Source organism: Ochrobactrum sp. BTU2, assembly GCF_024539785.1.
GTDB lineage: Bacteria > Pseudomonadota > Alphaproteobacteria > Rhizobiales > Rhizobiaceae > Brucella > Brucella anthropi.
The window spans coordinates 110,059-133,466 of sequence record NZ_JAHWRG010000001.1; the positions used below are offsets into that span (position 1 = coordinate 110,059).

Below are 23,408 nucleotides of genomic sequence, written 5' to 3' on the forward strand. Positions count from 1 at the left end.
CTAAAGAAACAATCTGCTTATATTCATGGAGGAGTCATATGAGCATGTTTTCCAAACTAATAGCTGGCACAATGCTTGCCAGTACAGTCGTGGCAGGGGCGGCATTTGCCCAAGACAAGCCCACCATCGTGACAGTGGTCAAGGTTACCGGCGAAAACTGGTTTACCCGTATGAACGAAGGGGTTGATGCTTTTGGCAAAGATAATCCCAACGTGAGCACCAGCCAGGTCGGACCCGCAAAAGCGGATGCCGCCCAGCAGACCCGTATTATCGAAGATCTCGTCGCCAAGAACGTCTCAGCGATTGCGATCGTGCCTATGGACCCATCAGCGCTTGAAGGTGTACTGCGCCGCGCTTCGCAGCGTGGTATCAAGGTCATCACCCATGAAGGCGATAGTCTGGTCAATACGGACGTCGATATCGAAGCCTTCGACAACAAGGCTTTCGGCGCACGCATCAACGAAAAGCTTGCTGAATGCATGGGTAAGTCCGGTAAGTGGACTTCTTTCGTTGGATCACTGGGCAGCCTGACTCACAATCAGTGGGTTGATGCTGGTGCAGAAAACGCCAAGCAATATCCGGACATGGAGCTGGTGGCGGAAAAGAACGAGTCGTTCAACGATGCCAACCGCGCCTATGAAAAAGCCAAGGAGATTCTCCGCAAATATCCGGATATCAAGGGCTTTCAGGGATCCTCTGCCATCGATGTGATCGGGATTGGCCGCGCTGTCGAGGAGGCCGGTCTTCAAGACAAGACATGTGTGTACGGTCTCGGTCTGCCAAAAGATACCGGCCCATATCTGGAAAGCGGCGCCGTCGACCAGATCTTCTTCTGGGATCCGAAAGACGCTGGCTATGTCATGAACAAGGTCTCCGATCTCGTTCTGAAGGGCGAGGAGATCAAGGATGGTATCGACCTTGGTGTACCGGGTTACGAGAAAATGACTGTTATCAAGGGACCGGGCAAGGGCATCATCATCCAGGGGCAGGCCTGGGTCGATGCGGACAAATCCAACTACAAGGACTTCCCGTTCTGATCGAATAATAACGCACCAAAGCTGACTTCCGGGGCCGACCACACTACGGCGGTCCTGGAAAGAATATTCGATAATTTCAGGAATTCGCCATGCACGCCGTCAATGCCACGACACATCCTGTACCACCGTTTCTTGAGGTCAGAAACGTCAAGAAATCCTTTGGCGGCGTGAAGGCACTGAAAGACGTCAGTCTGACGATCGAAGCCGGACAAATCTACCATCTGATGGGAGAGAACGGTTGCGGTAAGAGTACGCTGATCAAAATTCTCTCGGGTGCGCAACCTGCCGATGAAGGGCAAATACTGATTGATGGTGAGGTTATAGGCTCGCGTGCTGGCGATCTCGGCGCTATAGGAGCCCTTCGCGCCGGGATCGAAACCGTCTATCAGGACCTGTCGCTGCTTCCAAATCTTTCCGTTTCGGAAAACGTGGCCTTTACCGAACAGCTTGTTGAAGCCTCTGGGCGCCTTGCTCGCCGATTGAACGTTTCCCTTCTGAATGAAACAGCGCGACGGGCGCTTGCCGAAGTGCACCTACCAACCGACAAGGCGTTTCTTTCGCGCCGAACCGACACGCTACCACTGGCGACCCGCCAGCTGATTGCCATTGCACGCGCCGTTGCGTCCGAAGCGCGTCTCGTTATCATGGACGAGCCCACGACATCGCTGACGCGTCAGGAAGTTGAAAATCTGTTGCATGTGGTAGAGCGCCTTCGCAACAAGGGTGTCGCGGTGTTGTTCGTCACGCACAAGCTTGATGAATGCAAATTGCTTGGCGGACGTGCAATTATCATGCGCGACGGATTGAAAGTGGCCGAACTTGACGTCGCTGGGCATAGCAAAGCGGAATTCAGTCATTGGATGACGGGTCGCGAAATTAGCCAAACGCGCTATCGCACCGAGCCCAAGCTGGGCGAAGTCATGCTCGAAGTTGAAAAGCTTGGCGACGGTGAAGCCTTTCAGGATGTCTCATTCAGTCTCAGAAAAGGCGAGATACTCGGTGTCACGGGACTGCTGGATTCTGGTCGTAACGAGCTTGCGCTTGCTCTTGCTGCCGTCAAACCGGCAACGAATGGTAAGGTACGCCTGAACGGGCGCGAAATCGCACCACAATCGACGGCACAGGCCATTGAATATGGCATCGGTTATGTGCCGGAAGATCGGCTGACGGAAGGCCTTTTCCTCGAAAAGCCCATACAGGATAATATCACCTTGCCGATCCTCGATCGCCTGCGCAATGCACTAGGCATCATCAGTGATCGTCGCGCACGCCGTGTTGCGGAGGAAAGTGTCGCGGATCTTCAGATTGTAGCGCCGGATGTCACCATACCGGTACTGTCTTTATCGGGGGGCAATCAACAGCGCGTTTTGATCGGTCGCTGGCTGACCATTAACCCGCAACTGTTAATTCTGCATGGGCCAACAGTCGGGGTCGATGTCGGTTCGAAAGATACGATCTTCCGCATCATCCAGCGCCTAGCCGATGATGGCATGGGCGTCATCATCATCAGCGACGACCTGCCGGAGCTTCTGCAGAACTGTGACCGCATTCTCATCATGCGTCAGGGCCGTATCGTTGCAGCACATGCTGCCGAAGGCCTGACCGAAGATGCCATCTACCAATCCATGGCCAGCACGTCGAAGGAAGTGGCACAATGACCGAGATCGTATCAGCCAACGTTACGGACAAAGGTCAGCCCGGTATTGGTGCGCGGCTCTGGGATATGATGGGCCGCAGACCTGAAATGTTCACGCTTCTTTTGATTATCGTGACCTGCGTCGTCGTGATCGCAGCCAATCCTGATTTCCTGCAAATGAGCAATATCGTGGATATTCTACGCGCTTCCGTCGTGCGCGGACTGTTTGCGATGGGCGTGCTGGTCGTGCTGGCTTCGGGCGGGATTGACGTCTCGTTCACCGCAATTGCGGCCTTTGTGATGTACGCTCTTACCATGCTGGTTACGAACTGGTTCCCCGAAATGCCGATGACGATCATTCTGATCCTTGCGGCAATTGGGGGGGCTGCTTTCGGGGCGCTGAACGGCCTGCTGGTCCAGAAGCTGCAAGCGCCTTCGCTTATCGTCACCATCGGCACGCAATACGTGATCCGCAGCTTTCTGCTGACCTTTGTCGGGACCGCGTTGTTCATGAATATTCCGGTGGCGATGGATGCATTTGGCAAGACATCACTCTTCACCCATCATGCATCGAATGGTGTCGTCTCCGTTCTACCGGCGACGGTTCTGGTTCTTGTGGCTGCTGCCCTCGTGACGTGGTTCATTCTTGAGCGGACACTGATGGGACGCGCGATTTTTGCGGTTGGCGGCAATCCGGGCATTGCCGAAAGACTGGGTGTCAACCTTTTCCGTGTGCGTATTTTCGTCTTTGCTTATGCGGGCCTTCTGGCGGGCATTGCGGGCGTCGTGCACGTTTCGAGCAATCGTCTTGCAAATCCTTTTGACCTTGCAGGTATGGAGCTTGAAATTATCGCCGCCGTTGTGCTGGGCGGAGCGCGTATCACGGGCGGTTCAGGCTCAGTGATAGGGACGTTACTCGGCGTGCTTCTCATCACGATTGTCAGTAATGTGCTGATTTTTGTTGGCATTCCAAGCACGCTGCAGCTCGCTATCGTAGGTATTTTCATTCTGCTTGCTGGCACAATCTTTGCTTTGCGTGATCGCGGCTGAAACCAAAATAATCGCGCTTTGGCTTAAGCGCTCTTGATGCGGTCTTGTGCATTTTCTGGGAGGTTTTTCATGTCACACGATGTGTCTGTCGTCGGGCTTTATATTCTTGATGTGCTCGGTCGGCCGGTCGATGCAATTCCGCCAGGCGGAAATGTTGAGTTTATAGATGAAATTCGGTTGACCGTTGCAGGCACCGCCGGCGGTACGGTGGTGGACCTAGCCAAACTCGGTCTCAACTGTCTGGCTGTGGGTGCAGTTGGCGACGATGAGAAGGCCGATTTTGTTATCGCGACGCTACAACGTTTTGGGGTCGATACGGCACAGATGCAGCGTCTTAGAGGCGTGCCAACATCATCGACGATTCTGAATATCCGCCGCAACGGCGAGCGCCCGGCTTTGCATGCACGTGGTGCATCCGATCATTTCGAGATCGCCGACGATGCGCTGGATGCAGTGCTGGAACCACCGATCATTCACCTGGGAGGCACCGGCCTGCTGGCAAAGCTCGACGGCGAACCGAGCCGTAAGTTGCTTGCCGAAGCAAAGGCGCGCGGAAGGACGACAACCTTTGATCTGCTTGGCGCGAATGATGGCACGCTTGACCTTATCGCTCCACTCTTCCCACATATCGATTACTTCATGCCGTCCATCGAGGAAGCGAAGCAGATTTCGGGGGCAGCGGATGCCGAAGGCGCGGGAGCATTCTTCCTCGAACGCGGTGTGAAGCATTGCGTGTTCACGCTGGGTGGCGACGGTGTCTGTTTCATGGACGCATCGGGAGAAATCGTGCGTCAACCTGCTTTCCGGATTGAGGTTGTTGACACGACCGGATGCGGTGATGCTTTTGACGCCGGATTCATTACAGCATTGCGTCGCAAGATGGACTTGAAAACTGCTTTGAATTTCGCTCAGGCGTCCGCAGCGCTGGTCGCGACGGGACTCGGTTCAGATGCGGGTATCCGTTCGTTCGATGATACGCTTACGTTCATGAACACCGTGCCTGTTCATCAATAAACTGACGGATGGTGGGCCGGTCGAAAATCGGCTCGCCCTCTAATCAGCAAGAAGCTGTTCGGCGGCGTCCATATCAGTAACCAGATGCGTGGCGTAACGACCCTTTAGAACAGCGCGGATCGCTTCGACCTTCTGGACTCCACCCGCAACGCAGAGCCTCGTTGGCACACCACGCAGTTCATCCAGTTCGATGCCGATAACGCGCTGGTCGAATTCGCGGACGATTTGGTTACCGTCGCGATCAAGAAAGCGGCATATCAGGACCGCTGCGGCCCCCTCACGAGCATAAGCATCAATCTCTTCATTACTGGTCACATCGGCTATGCGCATCGTGCTGTCGGCGGCCAGGCCGCCGACACCGAACACGATCATATTGGCCTGGCCGATCAGTTCGAACTGTCGTTGGAGTACGGGTTCGCTCATAAGGGCATCCCGTAGCTTGGCCGTGCTCAGCACTGCCGGAGCCAGCATATTGACGCTGGTTGCTCCCATGTTTCGCGCCATGATCGATGTGCAAAGCTCAGCGGAAAACTCTCTTTTGCCGATGGAGGAACCAGTGACCTGCACTACGACCACCCCTTCCATGGCTTGCGGCAATGAAATAGCGTCCGCGACGGCGAGTACTGTGCGTCCCCATGAAACACAGATGGTTTGGCCTGGCTTGACTATGCGTTCCATCAAACGTGCACCACCTGCGCCCAGCGTTTTCAGACGCGTTTCTGTCGTGAATGATTTTTCCGATGGAATGACGAGCACTTCCGACAATCCAAACCGCGCAGCCAATTTACGTGCGATATGCGTGCGTGTCGCGATTTCAGGATTCATCAGGATGCGTACAACGCCTCTTTGCCGCGCTTCCTGCAGATAGTTAACTATGGTTGCGCGTGAAACGCCAATCATTTGTGCAATTTCGTTCTGGGTCAGCTGGTTCTCGTAATAGAGCCATGCCGCCCAGACGATGGCGTCATCGAACTCGGCCGGGATGGCATGCGCAGACGGTGTTTGAGCGCCCGATGTCATACTCGTTTCCTACTGTCTCTGTTGTGACTGAGTTGCACAGAAAAGTCTTTCAATCAACACGACAAGCATACGATTTGACTAATGTCAAATGATGGTGCCAATTGTATTTGAGAGTAAGAAGAGTTTCCATAAGGCATTGTTACACAACATAAAAAGAAAATCTCTTATGAAGGCATCTATGAGTTCGCACTTCAATTTGTGGGTCAGCAGTTAAGGAAACTGCAGATGAAATCAAATCGGTGACAGGCAGACTTCGACAGGATTGTCAGCTTACGAAAAGGCGAGGGCGGCTTCTGGTATGACAAGCGGCGATGCGCCTCCCAGTGTTAGCCGGTCTACGAAGCTGAGGGATGCTTTCAAATCGCCCCAACATGAGACGATAGGCGTCAGGCTTGTCGTGGGCCATCGGCTTCCCTGTCTGGATGCCCATTCGTCATGCACCAACCTGTTGCAATTAGTCTGATCGTATTGACCCTTTTGTTTACAATGAACGCATATGGCGAAGGCTTTCGCTCATTATGTCCAGCTGTCGGATGTAGTAGTGCCCCGAACAGCACTCAGCCTATACCGGCGCTTCCGCTACGATGCGCTCATTTGATGTCATGCCGGGACCGACGAATGGCTCTTACCTTTCCGCTGCTTCCACCTCCGCAGAAAAAGAGGTCGCCGCCATCGGATTCAAGTCCCGATACTCCGGTTCCGTCCGGCATGTCCAAACGTTCTAGCACGGCACCCGTTTTCTGATCGATGCGGCGAATATCGCTCCCGGTGTCTTCCCACGTACCGTGCCAAAGTTCGCCGTCGACCCAAGTGACGCCGGTGACGAACCGATCGGATTCGATCGTGCGCAGTACTTCTCCTGTCTCGGGGTTCACCTGATGTATCTTTCGAGCACGATGCTGTCCGACCCAGAGCGAACCTTCTGCCCAGGCCAGGCCGGAGTTTCCGCCATTTCCGGGAGCCGGTATTGTGGCGACTATCTCCCCGGTCTTGGGGTCGATCTTTCGGATGACGGAATCACCGATCTGGAACAAGTGCTCGCCGTCGAACGCGGTTCCCGCATCGGCCGCGACGTCGAGCGAGCGCAGGATCTCCCCGCTTTCGGGGTCAAGAGCATTCAGTTTTTTGCCCGTTGCAAACCAAACTTTATTGCCGTCGAAGCTGACCCCGGCCACATCATCTGCATCGGGGAAGGGGCCATATTCACGGATGATTTCAGCGGTTGAGTGTTTCATGTCTTCATCCTAACTGTAAATCTGTGTGGCGGGGAGCAACAAGCTTGTCGGGAATCCAGGCACACTCGCCGCGATCCAGCGGCATGCTCTTCCGCGCCCGAACGTCTCGACCTTGTTGTCGCGGGCAAGCTCTTCGAGTGCTCGCTGCACCGTACGTGGGCTCACGTTCAAGGCCAGCGCCAATGCCGAACTCGACCAGGCTTCCCCATCGCTGAGCAAAGCTAGGATTTGGGCACGGTCGCCTTCTACGTGCGGCACCAGCACGGCGACATTGCGCGTGGTGTGAGGTTGCAGAACAAACCCGTCCCTGGTTGCATTCAGTGTCGCCAGCGGTTTGACGGCCTCACGCAGCCGGGCAACTTCAACACGCAGGCGCGCGCGGTGTGACGCATCAGCTTGCCGCGCGTTGAAAGCGCGTTTGAGAAGCGTCTCACGTGCTACATCCTTCGGCCAAGCTTCCGCCAGAGCGCGCATGAGTTTAAGCAGCACCGGACGAGTGATGAGTGGAACTATTGTTGTCCCTCCACGCACCACATTGCGGCAGGTATCCACTATGAGTGTATCGGACGCCAAAAGCCTTTCGATGTCTTCGAGATGGAGCAAACGCTCTTTGCCACAGGTTACCAAGCGAGCTGCTGGCGCGCCGAATGCTTGTGCTGCCCGGTCGACCTCGGTCGAGAGCGCCGGAATACGTGCGTCTGTCGCCGCCTGTCTTGCCCGTTCCAGAGCTGCTTTCGCCGGTTCGGTCCTGATGCGGCGGATGGCTATGCCAGCCGCCACTAGTTCCCGACCGGCCAGCGACGCGCGAGGCAGAGCGCTGTCATCCAATTGACTGAGCAATGCTTCGGCTTCATCAAGACGGCCGATCAGGAGAAGGTGCCGGGCTTCGAGATAGCCGGCGTGGGCCGCGTTGCTGCGGTCACCGAACGCTTGAAGTGCCGACCGGGCTGCATTGAGCCTTTGCAATGACCGGCCGAGATCACGCGAAACAAGTGCGATTTCGGCTTCGGCAACGGCGCAACGCGCACGCGCTACAATTTCTTTCGAGCCGAAGCTGCGCGCCGCGCTTCGCAGCAGTCCTCGGGCACGCACGAAGTCGCCGAGTTGCGCCATTGCGATGCCGCGCAACGCCAGTGCCGGCGGATCGTCGCGTAGTGCAACCCTTTTCAGGGCAGCGAGGGGGTCGCCTGCCGAGAGAGCGTTTGCAGCGGCGGCGATCAGCGGGTCCATTGAAATCCCGTCATACTTGTAACTCTCATGATCCCCTCCATCCGAGCTAGCTTGATTGTATCGCAACGGCTGGAAACGGCAATTCGATGGGAGAAGCAGAAATGCCAAGGCGCACCTTAACAGAAAAAGTTGGTTCGTCGTCCAAGCTGACGAGTGATGCGTCCGGTTGGATTGGGCTCGCCGCCACCCCGACATTCGCGCTGATGGCGTGGATGTCTGCAGTCGGCTCGCAGGACATAATGATGTGTTCTGGCGCATCGACCTTCGTCTCCGTCAACAGTATGGCCGTGATGTACGTGTTGATGAGCCTCTTTCACCTACCGCCGTGGATGAAGCTTTTTGCCGCCCGTTTCCAACTCCCCAATACCAAACCATAGGAGACTCACAATGCAACACGCTGTTGTTTCACATGATGACTGGCTGACCGCTCGCCGGGATTTCCTGAAAGCGGAGAAGGAGTTGACGCGTCTTCGCGACAAGGTTGCCCAGCAGCGGCTCGCCTTGCCGTGGGTGCGCATCAACAAGGAATATGTCTTCGACACGCCGGACGGCTCAAGCACGCTGGCAGATCTCTTCGATGGCCGATCTCAACTTCTGGTGCAGCATTTCATGTTCGCGCCGGGATGGAAGGAAGGCTGCCCCAGCTGCTCCTTCATGGCTGACCACACCGATGGTATGAACAAGCACCTTGCGCATCACGACGTCACCATGATCGCCGTCTCCCGCGCGCCGCTTGCCGACATTGAACGTTACCGCGAGCGTATGGGCTGGCAGTTCAAGTGGGTGTCATCCTTCGGTACCGACTTCAACTACGATTTTCGAGTAAGCTTCACACCTGATGAGGTTGCTGGCGGAAAAATCGATTACAACTTCGGCGAATGGAGGGAAATTGGCGAGGAATGGCCGGGCGTCAGCGCTTTTTACAAAGACGATGCGGGCGAGGTCTTCCGGACCTACTCCACTTATGGGCGCGGCGTCGAGGTAATGATGGGCACTTACAATATGCTCGATCTCGCTCCGAAAGGTCGCAACGAAGCCGGAGGCATGGACTGGGTGCGCCGTCACGATCGCTACGGGCAATCGCTCCATAAGGCATGATAACCGGACGGCAAAGAGAGAACGAAGCACTAGCCGGAATCCGTTGGAGTTCCGGCTAGTGCCTTTCGCCGTTATGGCACCGCCTTCTCTTTTAAACTGTTCAACAACGGCCCCTGTGAACATTTGAGTATTCAGGGCTCGGGGAGCAAACTCTGAACGCAGATCAAGCCGACGCCGTATTCTTGGAATTGGCCGTTTAATGTGTTTTTGCTCGGATATTGTCTTCGTATGAATACATGAACCATCTTCTTGATAGTCCAGGTTTTCTTCTGCATTCCTTATGTCAGGTTGCTTCGGCTTATTGTCATGGTTTCTGTTCTTGTGCCGATCCTGCAACATTTTTATCTCGACGCAATGCGAGTTTTCGCACCACGACGTAGAATATCGGCGTCAGGAGCAGCCCGAACAACGTGACACCGAGCATGCCGGAAAACACGGCTATGCCCATGACATGCCGCATTTCGGCACCCGCTCCTGTTGCGATCACAAGTGGCACGACACCGGCAATGAAGGCGAGCGAAGTCATCAGGATGGGTCGAAGTCGAAGCCGTGCCGCCTCTTGCACCGCATTTAACGGATCGACGCCCTCATTTTCCTTCGCTCGCGCGAACTCGACGATCAGGATCGCATTCTTGGCAGCAAGGCCAACCAGAACGACGAAACCGATCTGAGTAAAAATGTTGTTGTCGCCACCGGTAAGCCAGACTCCGACAATTGCCGAAAGGAGAGCCATCGGCGCGATCAGCAATACAGCAAGCGGTAATGACCAGCTATTATACTGGGCAGCCAGAATGAGAAAAGCGAGTAGAACGGAAAGTGGGAAGATATACATTGCCGTGTTTCCGGCCTGCTTCTCCTGATAGGCGAGCTCCGTCCATTCGAAGGCCATGCCGGATGGCAGGGTTTCTGTCATGATGCGTTCTATTGCGGCTGTTGCCTGTCCGAACGAATAGCCGGGGGCCGGACCGCCGCTGATATCAGCTGATGGAAAGCTGTTGTAATGCATGACACGATCCGGTCCCGAACTATGCTGGATCGTCAAAAGCGCCGACAACGGAATCATTTCGCCCGCCATGTTGCGCACCTTCAGTCGGCCAATATCTTCCGGGTGCATCCGGAAAGGCGCATCTGCCTGGACAACCACCCGATAAGTCCTGCCAAAACGATTGAAATCATTCACATAGAGAGAACCAAGGTTCACCTGCAGCGTTTCAAAAATTGTGTTGAGGGGCACACCTTGCGATTTGGCTTTCACCCGGTCGATATCCACCTGAACCTGTGGCGCATTCATCTGGAAGCTTGCAAGCATGCCCGCGAGTTCCGGTGCCTGCATCGCCTTGGCCATGATTGCCCCTTGCGCCCCGGCAAGCGCTTCAAGCCCCAGGCCGGCCCTGTCTTCGATCTGGATTTTGAAACCTCCAGTCGTACCGAGGCCAGGAACCGGCGGTGGCGGAAATATACCGGCAAAACCATCAGGTATCTGGCTGAACTTGCCCATCAAGCGGCCTGCTATGGCAAAGGCGGACAAGGAGGGATCGTTGCGTTCGTCAAAGGGCTTGAGCATCGTGAACATGACAGCAGCGTTCGGGATATTGACCATGCCATTGACCGAAAGCCCCGGGAAAGCGACCACACTTTCCACGCCGGGTTCGGCAAGTGCGATCTCCGACATTTTCTTAACCACCGCCTCGGTTCTGTCGAGCGACGCTCCCGTTGGCAGCTGCGCAATACCAACGAGATAATATTTGTCCTGAGCCGGAACAAATCCGCTAGGTACAGTCTGGAACCCCATCCATGTCATGCCGAGCAGGCCAGCATAGACGAACAGGACGACCGCGCTCAACCTCAAGGCCCGTCGCACCGACCAGACATAGGCAGTCGATGCACTGTCGAAGAACCGGTTGAAGAGCCTGAAGAACCAGCCGAACAAACCGTCGATCACCCGTGTCAGGAGATCACGTTTGACGTCGCCGTGATGCGGCTTCAAGAGCACACCTGCAAGCGCAGGAGAAAGTGTGAGGGAGTTGATTGCCGACAGGATGGTCGAAATTGCGATTGTAAGGGCGAATTGGCGATAGAACTCACCTTGCAGGCCGGACAGAAATGCGGAGGGGATAAAGACCGCCGAGAGCACAGACGTAATGGCAATGATTGGTCCCGTCACTTCGTCCATAGCCTTGCGAGCAGCTTGCTTGGGCGTTTCGCCGAGCGCGATGTGACGCTCGACATTTTCGACGACGACGATAGCGTCATCGACCACAATTCCGATGGATAGCACCAAGCCGAACAGAGATAGCGTGTTCAGCGAGAAACCGAACATATACATGAGGGCGAATGTGCCGACCAACGATATCGGCACGGCGACCAAAGGAATGATCGAAGCACGCCAAGTCTGAAGGAAGAGCACGACAACGATTACGACCAGGACAATGGCTTCAAGCAATGTCATCACGACAGCCTCAAGGGAGGCTTTCACGAAGACTGTGGGATCATAGGCAATGCGATATTCGATCCCTTCGGGAAACCCCTTCTGCAGTTCTTCCATGGTGCCGCGAATGGCACTGGCTACATCAAGTGCGTTGGCGCCGGGGCTCTGGACGATCTGCATCGCCAGTGCCGGTTTTCCATCGAGAAGACTGCGTAGAGCATAGCCGTCAGCCCCTAGTTCGATTCGTGAAACGTCCCGCAACCGGGTAACCTGACCATCAGCGCCGGTCTTGACGACGATATCGCCGAACTGTTCCTCATTGGATAACCTGCCGAGTGTATTGACCGTAACCTGAAGTGCAGCCGAGGCATCTGGTTGTTGGCCTACCGAGCCTGCGGCTACCTGGGCATTCTGCTCCTGAATTGCTGCCACGACGTCCGAAGCGGTCAGACCGCGGGCGGCCACTTTCGCCGGATCAAGCCAGACCCGCATGGAGTATTCACCAGCCCCCCAGACAAGCACATCGCCTACACCCGAGATACGCGCAAGCTGGTCGCGTACCTGCAAGGTGGCGAAATTCGACAGATAGAGCGGATCATAGCGATCATCGGGTGATACGAGATGAACCACCATCAGGATATCGGGCGAAGTCTTTTGCGTCACCACGCCGATGCGCTGAACCTCCTGCGGCAGACGCGGAAGCGCGCGTGAGACACGATTCTGCACCTGAATTTGCGCCATGTCAGGATCCGTGCCCTGCTGGAACGTCACGGTCAACGTCATACGTCCATCGGTGGCAGCCTGCGAGCTCATATAGAGCATATTCTCCACGCCATTAATGACCTGCTCCAGCGGCGCGGCGACCGTTTCGGCGATCACTTCAGGGCTGGCACCCGGATAGTTCGCCGTAACCTGCACCGTTGGAGGAGTTACCTGCGGATACTCACTCAAGGGCAGCTTCAGGAGTGTGAGCCCTCCACCAATCAACATCAGGACAGAGAGGACAACCGCAAAGATCGGGCGGTCTACGAAAAAGCGCGGGATGTTCATCGATGCGCCTCCCGAACACCTGCTGCAGCCTGGGCAGCTTCGCCCTGCTGGTTGGAGAGCATCGGCACTATCTGCGGATCGACTTCCATTCCGGGGCGAACGAGCCCCTTGATGATGATTTTTTCACCGGACTTGAGCCCCGCAGAAACAACGCGCATTCCGTCGATCATCGGCCCCAGTTCAATCGGGCGGTACTCTGCCTTATTCTCCGCTCCGAGTACCAGCACATAGCGTCGCCCCTGGTCGACGGCAATCGCCTGCTCATCAATGAGTACGGTTTGGGTCGGTTCGGCAGTCACGAGCTTCACTCGCACGAAAAGGCCAGGAGCCAGTCTGTCGTCGTAATTCTGAACGATTGCACGGGCTCTGATCGTGCCTGTGCCCCGGTCGATGCGGTTGCCGAGAAAATCGAGTTCGCCGACAAGCGGGTGGCCATTATCGGTCATCAAGCCGACCTTAACCGGAAGCCTGTCCGCTTCGCCCTCCGTCACGGATGCGCGTCCACGAGCTGCGAATTCCAGATAGGTTGCTTCATCGATATCGAAATAAACATAGAGTGGATCGGTCGAAACAATCGTGGTGAGAAGCGTGGCAGCCCCCGCATTGCCGCCGGTAACGAGATTGCCTTCTGTGACAAGAACGCGATCAACGCGACCGGCAATCGGTGCTGTGACACGCGTGAAAGACAGATCGAGTTCTGCAGCTGCAATGGCAGCCTTGACGATCTCCACCTGAGCCTTGCGTTGCCGAAGTGCAGCCTTCGCATCATCAAAGGTCTTACGCGATACAGTCCCATTCGGAGCCAGCGCTTCAGCGCGTTTGAAATCGATCTCAGCCTGATCAAGCAAAGCAATAGCCTGCTGCAATTGAGCTTTGGCTGCATCCAATGCGACCTGGAACGGCCTTGCATCAATCTGGAACAGAAGATCGCCGGGTCGAACAAGGCGGCCTTCAGGAACGCTGACGCTAACTATGGCCCCACCTACACGTGGACGCAGGTCAACTGTCCTTGTTGCCTCGGTATGACCGGTAAACTCTACGGATGGGGCAACATTGCGTGTGACGACCTCGGCAATCGGTACTTGGGGAGCAGGCATTTGAGCGGGCTGTGCGGCTGCGGATGAAACAAGCGAGAGGAATCTTTGGGTATATGGCTCGATATCGTCTCGATAGACCGCATAAAAGGTACCACCAACGATGACGGCGCCGGCCAGGAACAGGGCGGCGGCTCTATTACTCATTCTCGTTCTCCTTCATAGGGCCGCAGCGTCTGCCAGCGGGACATGACGACGGTCATTTGACGACCTTGCTGTTTCCAACGGTGGAAAGGTCAAGGCCCTGAGAGTTATTTTCCCAAGGAGAGTATTGGTGGCAGCTGCAACCTCGTTTGGCGGCCAATCTGGCGCGTTGTTTCGCCAATATTCCGGGAAAGGGAAGAAGCGATCGATCAAACGATGCTGCTCTTGCATGTGAGGGCCGGAGCCTTCGCACTGTTCGTGATCGGGTCACGTCCCTGCGCAAAAAAACGGTCTTGACCTTACAAGTGTTGGAAGCTGCAGGTTGACAAAAATTCCGCTCAGAACGCCAGTCGATTGTCGGCCGGACTGGGAACGCAAGCACGTCCACCGAGTGAAAGGCCCAGATATGACGCACACCAGTACGCCGCACATTCTCATTTACACAACCCCGACTTGTCCGGATTGTCATGCCCTTAAGCGCTGGCTCTCCGAGCAGGGGCTTTCCTATGAGGAGCGCGACCTCAGTGAGCCGGAGATTGCCGAGGAAGCCAAAGCGCGCACAGGGGTTCGGGTGGCTCCGATCACGATTGTCGGTTCTGAAATTTTCTACGGAACATTCGTGCGGCAGAAGCCAGGTTTGCTCAAGGCCCTCGGATTGAATGATGGACTGTAAGGAAAACCGGATGACCAGAAGAAACGTTGATATACGACAGACACGGACCCGACTGGAAGTCTCGAACGGACAAACAATCCTCGAAGCCGCACTCGCTGCCGGTATTTCCTATCCTCATGGCTGCCGATCCGGTCGCTGCGGTTCATGCAAATCGCGCCTGATCGAGGGTGAGGTTCAATTGCTTCAGCACTCGCGCTTTGCACTGACTGAGGAGGAGAAATCCGACGGCTTGATCCTCGCGTGCTGTGCATTGCCGCAAACGGATGTCGCTGTCGCGTGGCTTGTCAGCGACGAAAAGGCCGTGGAGGCTCCGCGGCGTCTTGATGCGGTCGTGATCGGACTATATGACCTCACGCACGACATCAAACTGATACGAATTGCGCCTGCAGATGGCTCGTCTTTGCCGTTTACCGCCGGACAATATGCCCAGATCAGATTTACCGGAACTCCGGTGCGCAGCTATTCCATGGCCAACCGTGTAGGTGAGGGCAGTCTGGAATTTCACGTTCGCCGCGTCGCAGGAGGTATTACGTCCGAACACATACACGGCGCGCTGAAGTCCGGTGACAAAGTTGAACTCGAATTTCCCCTTGGTTCCTCCTATCTGCGCCAAAATCATTCCGGCCCGATGCTGTGCATCGCTGGCGGTTCCGGCCTTGCGCCGATCAAGTCGATCGTTGAGACCGCCCTTGCTCACGGCATGAAGCAGCCGATCCATGTTTATTTCGGAGCACGCAGCGAGTGTGATCTCTACCTCGTCGAGCATTTTCAGTCCTTGGCCGAACAGTATGCCAATCTTACCTTTGTGGTGGTGTTATCCGAGGCAGAAGCGACACAGTACCGCTGTGGTTTTGTGACAAAGGCGGTTGCCGACGACCTGATGGACCTTGATGGGTGGAAGGCCTATGTCGCCGGCCCACCGGGAATGGTTGACGCTGCCATTCAGCTCGCCTTGGCGCGCGGATTACGTGGTGAGGACATGCATGCCGATGTGTTTTTCACGCCCGATGACGGCCCCAACCAAACACCAGCCCAGTGAACTGGATCAAGGATCAATCCTGAGAGAGTGCGAAGGGAGAGAATTCATATGTGCAATAGATTCGACTGTTACCCGGAGCCAACCGCTCAGGAACTACTCTCGGATCCCATAATCCGCGCTGTCATGGCTGCAGATGCTGTGGATGAAAACCAGTTGCGAGCCTTGCTTGAACAGATGAGCCGGCAGCAGGCGGCGAAAACTCAGAATATTGCTGCTCGCCACTAAAATCGCTGTGCAAGTCGACGAAGTGGACAACGTGATGATAGAGCGCAGGTCTGGATCAGATTTGCGCCCTTTAACTTTGCTCCGAAAGCCGACCTGTTCGAAACCTTTTCACTTTTTCCGAGATGCATTCCAGACAGGACAGCCCCATACCGATGATATCCGGCGGAGAATAATACTGAAATAAAAAGCCGCCGCTGCGTATGGTCATGATACGCGGCGGCGGTTCCAGGCAGCTAGTCGCTGTGATCGGCGATTCATTTCTTCATCATGGTATCCATGGAGACTGTAGAAGCCCTTTGTCGAAGGGCTGCTCGACAAAGGGCTTCTACATTGCAGACATATCGTGACAGTGCATGGATTATCCGTTGTCATCTAGCCTTGTGCGATCGCCATGCCCGCGCTGATCGCAAGCACATCCGTGATGAATATCAGCGCGATCTTGTTCCTATTCAGTTAGCGGTTGCGGGATAACCTGCTTCCTCGAGAACCTTCAAGACAGACGCCAGTGTCGCAGTTGTTTCGACCTTGACCGCGCGCTCTGTCGGATTGGTGTCGACCTTAGCGCCGGAATCTACCGATTGGATCGCCATAGTTACAGATTTGGCGCACCCGCCGCAGGTCATGCCTTCGATTTTCAATTCCATGAGATTTCTCCTTGTTTGGGTCTCATGACATGCAAGGTGGTTCTTCCAACCGTGGAAAGGTCAAGCGGAAAAAACAAGAAAATATCATTGACCTTCCCACGGTTGGAAGAACCATACTTCGACTGAACCTGAATTTCGGAACGAAAAAGGAGTCAGCTATGAATGGTCTTGTTAGAACTCCAGAGACGAGGAACGCAGCAATCTGTCTACCCAATAAAGGCGATACTTGCACGTTCCAGATCGGCTCTCGCGAAAATGCTCTTAAGGCTTTGCTGGCCTGAAGATTGCGGGAGTGATTACATGAATATTGGACAAGCCTCTAAAGCATCCGGCGTATCAGCCAAGATGATCCGCTACTATGAGCAGACCGGCCTCATACCTGCTGCCGACCGAACAGCTTCCGGCTACCGCGACTATTCGGACACAGACGTGCATATGCTCCGTTTCATACGGCGAGCCAGAGATCTCGGCTTTTCCGTTGCGGAGATAGGTGATCTTCTCGGGTTATGGCGTGACGAGACGCGACAGAGCGCGGTAGTCAAACGTTTGGCACAAGTTCATATCGACGAACTCCGGAAGAAGATCGCCGATCTGCAAGACATGACCCAGACACTCACGACCTTGGTCAACGCCTGTCACGGCGACCATCGCCCCCATTGCCCGATTCTGCAGCGGCTCGAAACCGATCAGGATGATGAAGACCTTTCGGTTCAGCCGCGTAGTGGTGCTATTGCCCGCTTCATGCAGTGAGACTGACGCCACTGCGACAGAACCCATGAACGCCTTGCGTCTGGCGTCATTGAGAACCTCGACTGGAGCGCCTTCATCGACCGCTACGACCGACCGGAGACGCTGTTTTATCTCAATCCGCCGTATTGGGGCAGCGAGGACTGTTATGGGAAGGAGTTGTTCAGCCGAGGCCAATACGAGGTGATGGCCGAGCGCCTCGGTCGCATCAAGGGTCGCTTTATCATGTCCATCAACGACGTGCCGGAGATCCGATCGATCTTTTCGGCCTTCGACATCGAAGATGTGGGCCTGACCTGCGCAGCGGCTGACGGTAAGGGGACCGTGGTTAACGAACTGATAATTAGCGGGAGGGCTTAACGGCCCCTTCAGTGGGGCTTCAATGAACGTTCCGCTCAGCTCTTTGAAATCGTAAAACTGTTGTCATTCGATTTTGCGCGCTACACGACGATGATTGCTATTTGATTGCTAGCGTCAATGTGGTGAAAACGAAAACTGGCTAAATCATTGATTTTATGGTGCCGCTTAGGTGACTCGAACACCTGACCCCATCATTACGAATGATGTGCTCTACCAACTGAGCTAAAGCGGCCCGGAACATTACATTCCAATTTCCCGAAGGAAGCCAACCGTTTCCGGTTGAACGGTGCGCTGATAACCAAAAGCATGAAGGAAAGCAAGGCCCAAATCAAACAATCTCGTTGTTTGTTCAAAAGCTTTCACAACATGTATACCGCCAGCGTCAGGCAGGGCGGAAATCAACCGGTTTTTACAGCAGGCATGCGACAATGACCCGTTGAGTGTGAAACGCTGGAACCACACCAGCCTTTAAGCTGGCGCGGTTCCGTGACCATCAAAGAATCAAACGCCTGCGCAAAGACGCTGGCGGGCGTCGTTATATTCACGCTCCAGCCGGTCGACCAGTTGCCCGGCAGGTGCCACTTCGTGGATGGCGGCGATACCCTGACCGCAGCCCCATATATCCTTCCAGGCCTTGGCGCCTTCCTGCTGAGCCTTGTCGAAATCCATCTTGGATGGATCGGCTTCCGGCAGGTTTTCCGGATCGAGACCTGAATTGGCGATCGACGGCTTCAGATAATTGCCTCCGATGCCGGTGAAGTAGTTGGAATAGACGATGTCGGATGAATTCGAGTCTACGATCATCTGCTTGTAGGCATCTGTCGCGCGCGCTTCGGTCGTGGCGATGAAGGGCGAGCCGATATAGGCGAGGTCGGCGCCCATGGCCTGAGCGGCGAGGATCGATCCGCCATTGGCGATGGCGCCCGAAAGGAGCAAGGGGCCGTCGAACCAAGAACGGATTTCCTGCACAAGCGCGAAGGGCGACAGCGCACCGGCGTGGCCGCCAGCACCGGCAGCGACCGCGATGAGGCCGTCCGCGCCCTTGCGGATTGCTGAATTGGCATGGCGGTTGTTGATGACGTCATGAAGGACGATACCGCCATAGGAATGGATTGCCGCATTCACTTCCGGCACAGCGCCGAGCGAGGAAATGACGATCGGCACCTTGTATTTCACACAAAGGCCGAGATCGTGCTCAAGGCGGTTGTTGGAACGGTGCACGATCTGGTTGACCGCGAAGGGCGCGGATGGCCGATCCGGATTGGCCTTGTCGTAAGCGGCAAGTCCTTCTGTGATCTCTGCCAGCCACTCGTCCAGTTGTGCTTCAGGACGGGCATTGAGTGCGGGAAAGGAACCGACGACGCCTGCCTTGCACTGCGCCATGACCAGAGCCGGATGCGAAATGATGAATAGGGGAGCACCAACCACCGGGATGCGCAGTCTGCTTTTCAGGATATCCGGCAAGGCCATCTTCAATCGTCCTCCATGATTGACGTTTCCGTAAACGTAATAGTTTTAGCATCTCCTCGCTCAACGGCAATATCAAAAGCGCGCGAGCCGATCTATCAATACAGGTCGCCCGCGGTTTTCCGAGAATCTTGACAGGGAGTGACGGAAACCAGCTGATTGGGACATTCTTGATGCATGGACACTCCATGGTTAGCAGAATTGCCCGGAGGGGAGGGAATCGCCAGCCTACTTCGGGATGTCTCGTTCATTCGCATGGGGCAGTTCGGCGCTGTAAAACCATACGGATGGGGGAAAACCGCAGTCAGAGTTAATATTTGGTGTCTCCGACATGCTTATTGGCTAGTCAAAGCGGGTGATGAACAGCTAAATGCCTTGATTCAGACGTTAATTTCGCTGAGGCTTATGAAATCGTCTGCATCGGAGACCGCTTGCTCCTGTTGAGGGCGTGACGAAACGGCGGGAAGAACGAACAAGGGAAGAGCAACCTTTGGAAAGTATTGAGCGCGCGATCAGGAATGCATTTGCCAAGGCGGATGCGCATAATCCGGCGACCCGCCAGCGAATCTATGAATCCGCTTGGGGTGCGCATGAGCGCGCTCTTGCGGCAAATACCGCGCTCAGCGATGTGCAGAAGGAACAGCGCCGCCAAAAGCTAAAGGACGCGATCTCGCACATTGAACAGGAATTCAAGACCGGTGGTGACAAAACTGAGCGTCACGACCCGTCACTTGATGCTCCGCACAGGGAAGATCCGATCCTTGGCGGTAAGGCGGAAGAGGCATCGCCTGCGCTCGATACCAGCGACATCCGTGCGACCTCGCGGCAGAAGAAGCGCAGCAATGCCGATCTCGGTTATGAGGGCGGCGTTTCGCGTAAGGACCGCAGGAAAAAGAAACGTCATTCACCTTTCTATAGCTATGGTATTCCGGCGCTTGTGCTCGCTGTTGCCGCTTTCATCGGTTATTCGCTCTATAACAGCTTTATCGATTTGAGCCGTGGACCGGCGAACAATCCGCTGCATAGCGATGGCAGTATTGCGCCTTTGAAAGAAGGCGAAGAGCCCGGCGGATTGAAATGGATCACGATTTTCCAGCCGTCTGAGGCAACACGAATGTCCGTCAAGGGACGTGCGACGGCGGAAATCAGGCAGGAAGGCACACGCAGTTTCGCACGTGTACAATCTTCCGGTGCCGAAGATACGGTCACATTCGATGTGGGCGAAGGCATTTTGAACCAGCTGGAAGGCAAGAAGGCGACCTTCGACATTGTTGCGCGAGCGGATGATGGCAAGACGACCCAGATGTCAGTCAATTGTGATTTCGGCGGTCTTGGCGATTGCGGGCGCAGGCGCTACGACGTTCGCGATTCCGTGAGCGACTTCCTTTTCGATATGGATATTTCGTCCGGCCAGAAGGCAGGTCGCGCCGGCACGATCACGGTCAACTCGGATTTGAGCGGTTCCGGCAAGCCGGTCAATATCTACGAAATCCGCGTTTCAACGGCGGCTGAATAATCAGCTCAGCAGCTTTTCCAGCGTTTCAAGCCGGTCCGCTTCGCGGGGCGGCTTGTCCCAGCGAAGCCGTGAGAAACGCGGAAAGCGCATGGCAACGCCGGATTTATGGCGCGTGGAGCGGTTGAGACCCTCGAAGGCAACTTCCACCACCAGCCCATGATTGGGCTCGGCGCGGACAGATCGCACCGGGCCGAAGCGCTCGGTGGTGTTCTCGCGCACAAACTTGTCCAGCAGCTTCAATTCTTCGTCCGTAAAGCCGAAATAAGCCTTGCCGACCGGCACCAGCACTGGCTCGTCTTCCGGTCCCGTCCAGACGGCAAAGGTGAAATCTGAATAATAGCTGGAGCGCTTGCCGTGCCCACGCTGGGCATAGACGATCACGGCATCGACGGTGAAAGGATCGCGCTTCCATTTGAACCATGGCCCCTTGGGGCGCCCGGGCAGATAGGTGCTGTCGTGACGCTTCAGCATCACGCCTTCGATGACGGGATGGGGTGGATTGGCGCGAAACTGCGCCAGTTCCTGAAAGTCAGCGAAAGGCAGTAGTGGCGAAAGATCGAACCGGCGGGGGTCGAGCTTGCCGAGGAATTTTTGCAGGCGGGCACGGCGTTCGGAAAAGGGCAGGGCGCGCAAATCGGTGCCGGTCTGCTGGTTCCCTTCCTGCAACAGATCATAGGCCCGCACGAAAGCCGGATAGTCGTGTAACTGTTTTGCACTCACGGTCTTGCGGTTCAGTCTTTGCTGGAGGTCGGAAAACGTAGCCGTTTCTATGCCGGTTTCGCCGTGATGCCCGACGAGCAATTCGCCATCGATTGCCCCTTCGAAATCCATCACCTCCAGAATATCCGGGAATGCGCCGGAAATATCGTCACCGGTGCGTGAATAGAGGCGGCGCACGCCGTTTTCCGCAACGGCCTGCACCCGAATGCCGTCCCACTTCCACTCGGCACTGTAGGCGGATGCGTCGAGCGAGGGGATTTCAGTTTCATTAAGCGCTGTCGCCAGCATGACGGGGCGAAACGGTGCGGCTGCGGTGGCAGCAGGTTTTTCGCCACGGCCTTCCAGCCAGGCGAAAAGCACCTCATAGGGCGGTGACTGGCCGTGCCAGAGTTCCTCGATTTCGACAACGTTGACGCCGCCGAAATCAGCAAGAGCCTGTTTGGCGAGGCGGGCCGAAACCCCGATGCGCAAACCGCCGGTGACCAGCTTCAACAGTGCATAACGTTCCGAAATGCCGAGCAGATCGAGCCATCCGGCCACAAGCATCGGGCCTTCGCGGCGCGAAGCATTCTGCAATTCGTGGACAACGATGCCAAGTGGCAGATTTGCGCCGGGCGCGGTTTCACTAGGGCCGGGCCAGATGAGCGAAATCGTTTCGGCGAGGTCTCCCACATAATCATAGGAATAGGCAAAGAGTGCGGGATCTGTGCGTTCGGCTATCAGTGCACGCAGCATGGCGGGCTTCACGCTTTGCAGTTCGAGATCGCGCGTGATTGCCGCCAATGCCAGACCGCGATCCGGGTCGGGAGTAGCACGGAAATAGTCAATAAGCAGACGAAGCTTGCCGTTGCGCTGCGGTGTCAGAACCAGCCGGTCAAGAAGTTCAGCGAAAGCGCGCATCAATCGCCCTCATCTTCATAGCCGACGAGATGCAGCGGCTTGGCTGGTATGTTCTGCAGTTCGCACCAGCGAACGAGCGCTTCCTCGCGCCCATGTGTGACCCATACTTCGGCGGGTGCAATTTCCGTAATTGTCGCCGTCAGTTCATCCCAGTCGCAATGGTCGGAAATGATGAGTGGCAGTTCCACGCCCTGTTGTTTGGCGCGCTGGCGGATGCGCATCCAGCCGGAGGCGAAGGCTGAAATGGGATCGGGAAAACGCCGCGCCCAACGGTCGGAAAAAGCCGATGGAGGACCGACGATGATCTTGCCTGTAAAATCCGGCTGCGCCTCGTCACGCTCCACGGTTGCCGGTTCGAGCGGACCGAGATCGATACCTTGTGCCTGGTAATAATCGCAGATCTTTTCCAGTGCACCGTGAATATAGATCGGTTCCGAGTAGCCGGCATTGCGTATGAGTTTGATAACCCGCTGTGCCTTTCCCAGTGAATAGGCGCCGACAAGATGTGCGCGTTCAGGAAATTGCCGGATTGATTTGAGAAGCGTCGCGATCTCGTGTGACGCATCAGGGTGACGGAACACCGGCAGCGCAAAGGTTGCTTCGGTGATGAAGACATCACAGGCCACCGGCTCAAAAGGCGCGCAGGTTGGATCGACTGCGCGCTTGTAATCGCCCGAAGCGACAATGCGGGTTCCATCTTTTTCCACCGCGATCTGGGCCGAGCCGAGCACATGGCCCGCGCCATGAAAACGGACCCGAACACCGTTGATCGTCAGGGTTTCACCGAGGCCAATCGGTTGTGTGGTTTCGGCGAAGTTCGCGCCGTAGCGTAGCGCCATGATGTCGAGCGTTTCGGGCGTTGCCAGTACATGGGTATGGCCCGAGCGGGCATGATCGGAATGTCCGTGCGTGATGAGCGCGCGTTCCACCGGACGCACGGGGTCGATGTAGAAATCGCCGGGCGGGCAATAAAGACCTTTGGGAGAGGAGCAGAGAAGTTGGTTGAAACGCATGGTTTGAAGATAGGTCACGAAGTTCGCCCCGAAAAGAGAGGGAGCTTGCGTCTGCTGACAAAATGAGA

The 23,408-nt window shown here is 55.8% G+C and carries 20 protein-coding genes and 1 tRNA gene; 11 read left to right on the forward strand and 10 right to left on the reverse strand.

Features of this window, described 5'->3' with window-relative positions; genetic code table 11:
• Positions 1 to 38: 38 nt before the first annotated feature.
• From KWJ32_RS00560 to KWJ32_RS00575, 4 genes are all read left to right on the forward strand, one after another.
• The gene (locus tag KWJ32_RS00560; RefSeq protein WP_012093395.1) at positions 39 to 1,037 is read left to right on the forward strand and encodes an autoinducer 2 ABC transporter substrate-binding protein; all 999 of its coding nucleotides are present in this window, start codon (positions 39 to 41) and stop codon (positions 1,035 to 1,037) included.
• A gap of 89 nt (positions 1,038 to 1,126) precedes the next feature.
• Complete coding sequence (locus KWJ32_RS00565; protein ID WP_012093394.1) at positions 1,127 to 2,695, forward strand: sugar ABC transporter ATP-binding protein; 1,569 nt, start codon at positions 1,127 to 1,129, stop codon at positions 2,693 to 2,695.
• Entirely contained in the window at positions 2,692 to 3,723 is a 1,032-nt protein-coding gene (locus KWJ32_RS00570) for an ABC transporter permease (protein ID WP_012093393.1), read from the forward strand. Before KWJ32_RS00565 ends, KWJ32_RS00570 begins: the two co-directional genes overlap by 4 nt.
• A 69-nt stretch (positions 3,724 to 3,792) precedes the next feature.
• Entirely contained in the window at positions 3,793 to 4,737 is a 945-nt protein-coding gene (locus KWJ32_RS00575) for a sugar kinase (protein WP_012093392.1), read from the forward strand.
• 39 nt (positions 4,738 to 4,776) lie between these two features.
• Here KWJ32_RS00575 and KWJ32_RS00580 read toward each other — a convergent pair whose 3' ends face one another.
• The 3 genes from KWJ32_RS00580 to KWJ32_RS00590 form a co-directional block, all read right to left on the reverse strand.
• Entirely contained in the window at positions 4,777 to 5,757 is a 981-nt protein-coding gene (locus KWJ32_RS00580; protein WP_012093391.1) for a sugar-binding transcriptional regulator, read from the reverse strand.
• Between the two features lie 590 nt (positions 5,758 to 6,347).
• On the reverse strand, positions 6,348 to 6,992 hold the full coding sequence (locus KWJ32_RS00585; protein WP_012093389.1) for a PQQ-binding-like beta-propeller repeat protein: 645 nt from the start codon (positions 6,990 to 6,992) through the stop codon (positions 6,348 to 6,350).
• Between the two features lie 9 nt (positions 6,993 to 7,001).
• On the reverse strand, positions 7,002 to 8,222 hold the full coding sequence (locus tag KWJ32_RS00590) for an HTH domain-containing protein (protein WP_012093388.1): 1,221 nt from the start codon (positions 8,220 to 8,222) through the stop codon (positions 7,002 to 7,004).
• 86 nt (positions 8,223 to 8,308) lie between these two features.
• Here KWJ32_RS00590 and KWJ32_RS00595 point away from each other — a divergent pair, with 86 nt between their 5' ends.
• Positions 8,309 to 8,599, forward strand: a complete 291-nt coding sequence (locus tag KWJ32_RS00595; RefSeq protein WP_012093387.1) for a hypothetical protein — start codon at positions 8,309 to 8,311, stop codon at positions 8,597 to 8,599.
• A 10-nt stretch (positions 8,600 to 8,609) separates the two neighbouring features.
• Positions 8,610 to 9,320 (forward strand): thioredoxin family protein, encoded by a 711-nt coding sequence (locus KWJ32_RS00600; protein ID WP_012093385.1) that lies wholly within the window; start codon positions 8,610 to 8,612, stop codon positions 9,318 to 9,320.
• 304 nt (positions 9,321 to 9,624) lie between these two features.
• Here the strand turns inward: KWJ32_RS00600 and KWJ32_RS00605 are convergent, their stop codons facing one another.
• Together KWJ32_RS00605 and KWJ32_RS00610 are read right to left on the reverse strand one after the other, a co-directional pair.
• Positions 9,625 to 12,798, reverse strand: a complete 3,174-nt coding sequence (locus KWJ32_RS00605; protein ID WP_151691143.1) for an efflux RND transporter permease subunit — start codon at positions 12,796 to 12,798, stop codon at positions 9,625 to 9,627.
• Complete coding sequence (locus KWJ32_RS00610) at positions 12,795 to 14,039, reverse strand: efflux RND transporter periplasmic adaptor subunit (RefSeq protein WP_012093383.1); 1,245 nt, start codon at positions 14,037 to 14,039, stop codon at positions 12,795 to 12,797. Before KWJ32_RS00610 ends, KWJ32_RS00605 begins: the two co-directional genes overlap by 4 nt.
• Before the next feature lie 403 nt (positions 14,040 to 14,442).
• Between KWJ32_RS00610 and KWJ32_RS00615 the strand changes: the two genes are divergently transcribed.
• Both KWJ32_RS00615 and KWJ32_RS00620 read left to right on the forward strand, forming a co-directional pair.
• The gene (locus KWJ32_RS00615; protein WP_010659232.1) at positions 14,443 to 14,709 is read left to right on the forward strand and encodes a glutaredoxin family protein; all 267 of its coding nucleotides are present in this window, start codon (positions 14,443 to 14,445) and stop codon (positions 14,707 to 14,709) included.
• Between the two features lie 10 nt (positions 14,710 to 14,719).
• On the forward strand, positions 14,720 to 15,748 hold the full coding sequence (locus tag KWJ32_RS00620; RefSeq protein ID WP_012093382.1) for a 2Fe-2S iron-sulfur cluster-binding protein: 1,029 nt from the start codon (positions 14,720 to 14,722) through the stop codon (positions 15,746 to 15,748).
• Between the two features lie 674 nt (positions 15,749 to 16,422).
• Here KWJ32_RS00620 and KWJ32_RS00625 read toward each other — a convergent pair.
• Positions 16,423 to 16,617 carry a heavy-metal-associated domain-containing protein gene (locus KWJ32_RS00625; RefSeq protein WP_010659230.1) on the reverse strand — a complete coding sequence of 65 codons (195 nt, stop codon included), beginning with the start codon at positions 16,615 to 16,617 and terminating at the stop codon, positions 16,423 to 16,425.
• Between the two features lie 300 nt (positions 16,618 to 16,917).
• Here KWJ32_RS00625 and cueR point away from each other — a divergent pair, with 300 nt between their 5' ends.
• Both cueR and KWJ32_RS28260 read left to right on the forward strand, forming a co-directional pair.
• Positions 16,918 to 17,367, forward strand: a complete 450-nt coding sequence (gene cueR / locus KWJ32_RS00630; RefSeq protein ID WP_012093381.1) for a Cu(I)-responsive transcriptional regulator — start codon at positions 16,918 to 16,920, stop codon at positions 17,365 to 17,367.
• A 156-nt stretch (positions 17,368 to 17,523) separates the two neighbouring features.
• Positions 17,524 to 17,724: a hypothetical protein gene (locus KWJ32_RS28260; RefSeq protein WP_313533431.1), complete on the forward strand. Its 201-nt coding sequence runs from the start codon at positions 17,524 to 17,526 to the stop codon at positions 17,722 to 17,724.
• A gap of 156 nt (positions 17,725 to 17,880) precedes the next feature.
• Here the strand turns inward: KWJ32_RS28260 and KWJ32_RS00640 are convergent.
• Both KWJ32_RS00640 and KWJ32_RS00645 read right to left on the reverse strand, forming a co-directional pair.
• Positions 17,881 to 17,956 (reverse strand) — tRNA-Thr (locus KWJ32_RS00640).
• 269 nt (positions 17,957 to 18,225) lie between these two features.
• On the reverse strand, positions 18,226 to 19,194 hold the full coding sequence (locus KWJ32_RS00645; protein ID WP_012093379.1) for a nitronate monooxygenase family protein: 969 nt from the start codon (positions 19,192 to 19,194) through the stop codon (positions 18,226 to 18,228).
• Between the two features lie 487 nt (positions 19,195 to 19,681).
• Between KWJ32_RS00645 and KWJ32_RS00650 the strand changes: the two genes are divergently transcribed.
• Positions 19,682 to 20,707 (forward strand): hypothetical protein, encoded by a 1,026-nt coding sequence (locus KWJ32_RS00650; protein ID WP_012093378.1) that lies wholly within the window; start codon positions 19,682 to 19,684, stop codon positions 20,705 to 20,707.
• On the opposite strand, the gene KWJ32_RS00655 is transcribed toward KWJ32_RS00650, so the two are convergent.
• Positions 20,708 to 22,327 (reverse strand): cisplatin damage response ATP-dependent DNA ligase, encoded by a 1,620-nt coding sequence (locus KWJ32_RS00655; RefSeq protein WP_012093377.1) that lies wholly within the window; start codon positions 22,325 to 22,327, stop codon positions 20,708 to 20,710.
• Positions 22,327 to 23,340 (reverse strand): ligase-associated DNA damage response exonuclease, encoded by a 1,014-nt coding sequence (locus KWJ32_RS00660; protein ID WP_094515818.1) that lies wholly within the window; start codon positions 23,338 to 23,340, stop codon positions 22,327 to 22,329. The genes KWJ32_RS00655 and KWJ32_RS00660 overlap by 1 nt, the downstream gene beginning before the upstream one ends.
• Positions 23,341 to 23,408 lie beyond the last annotated feature (68 nt).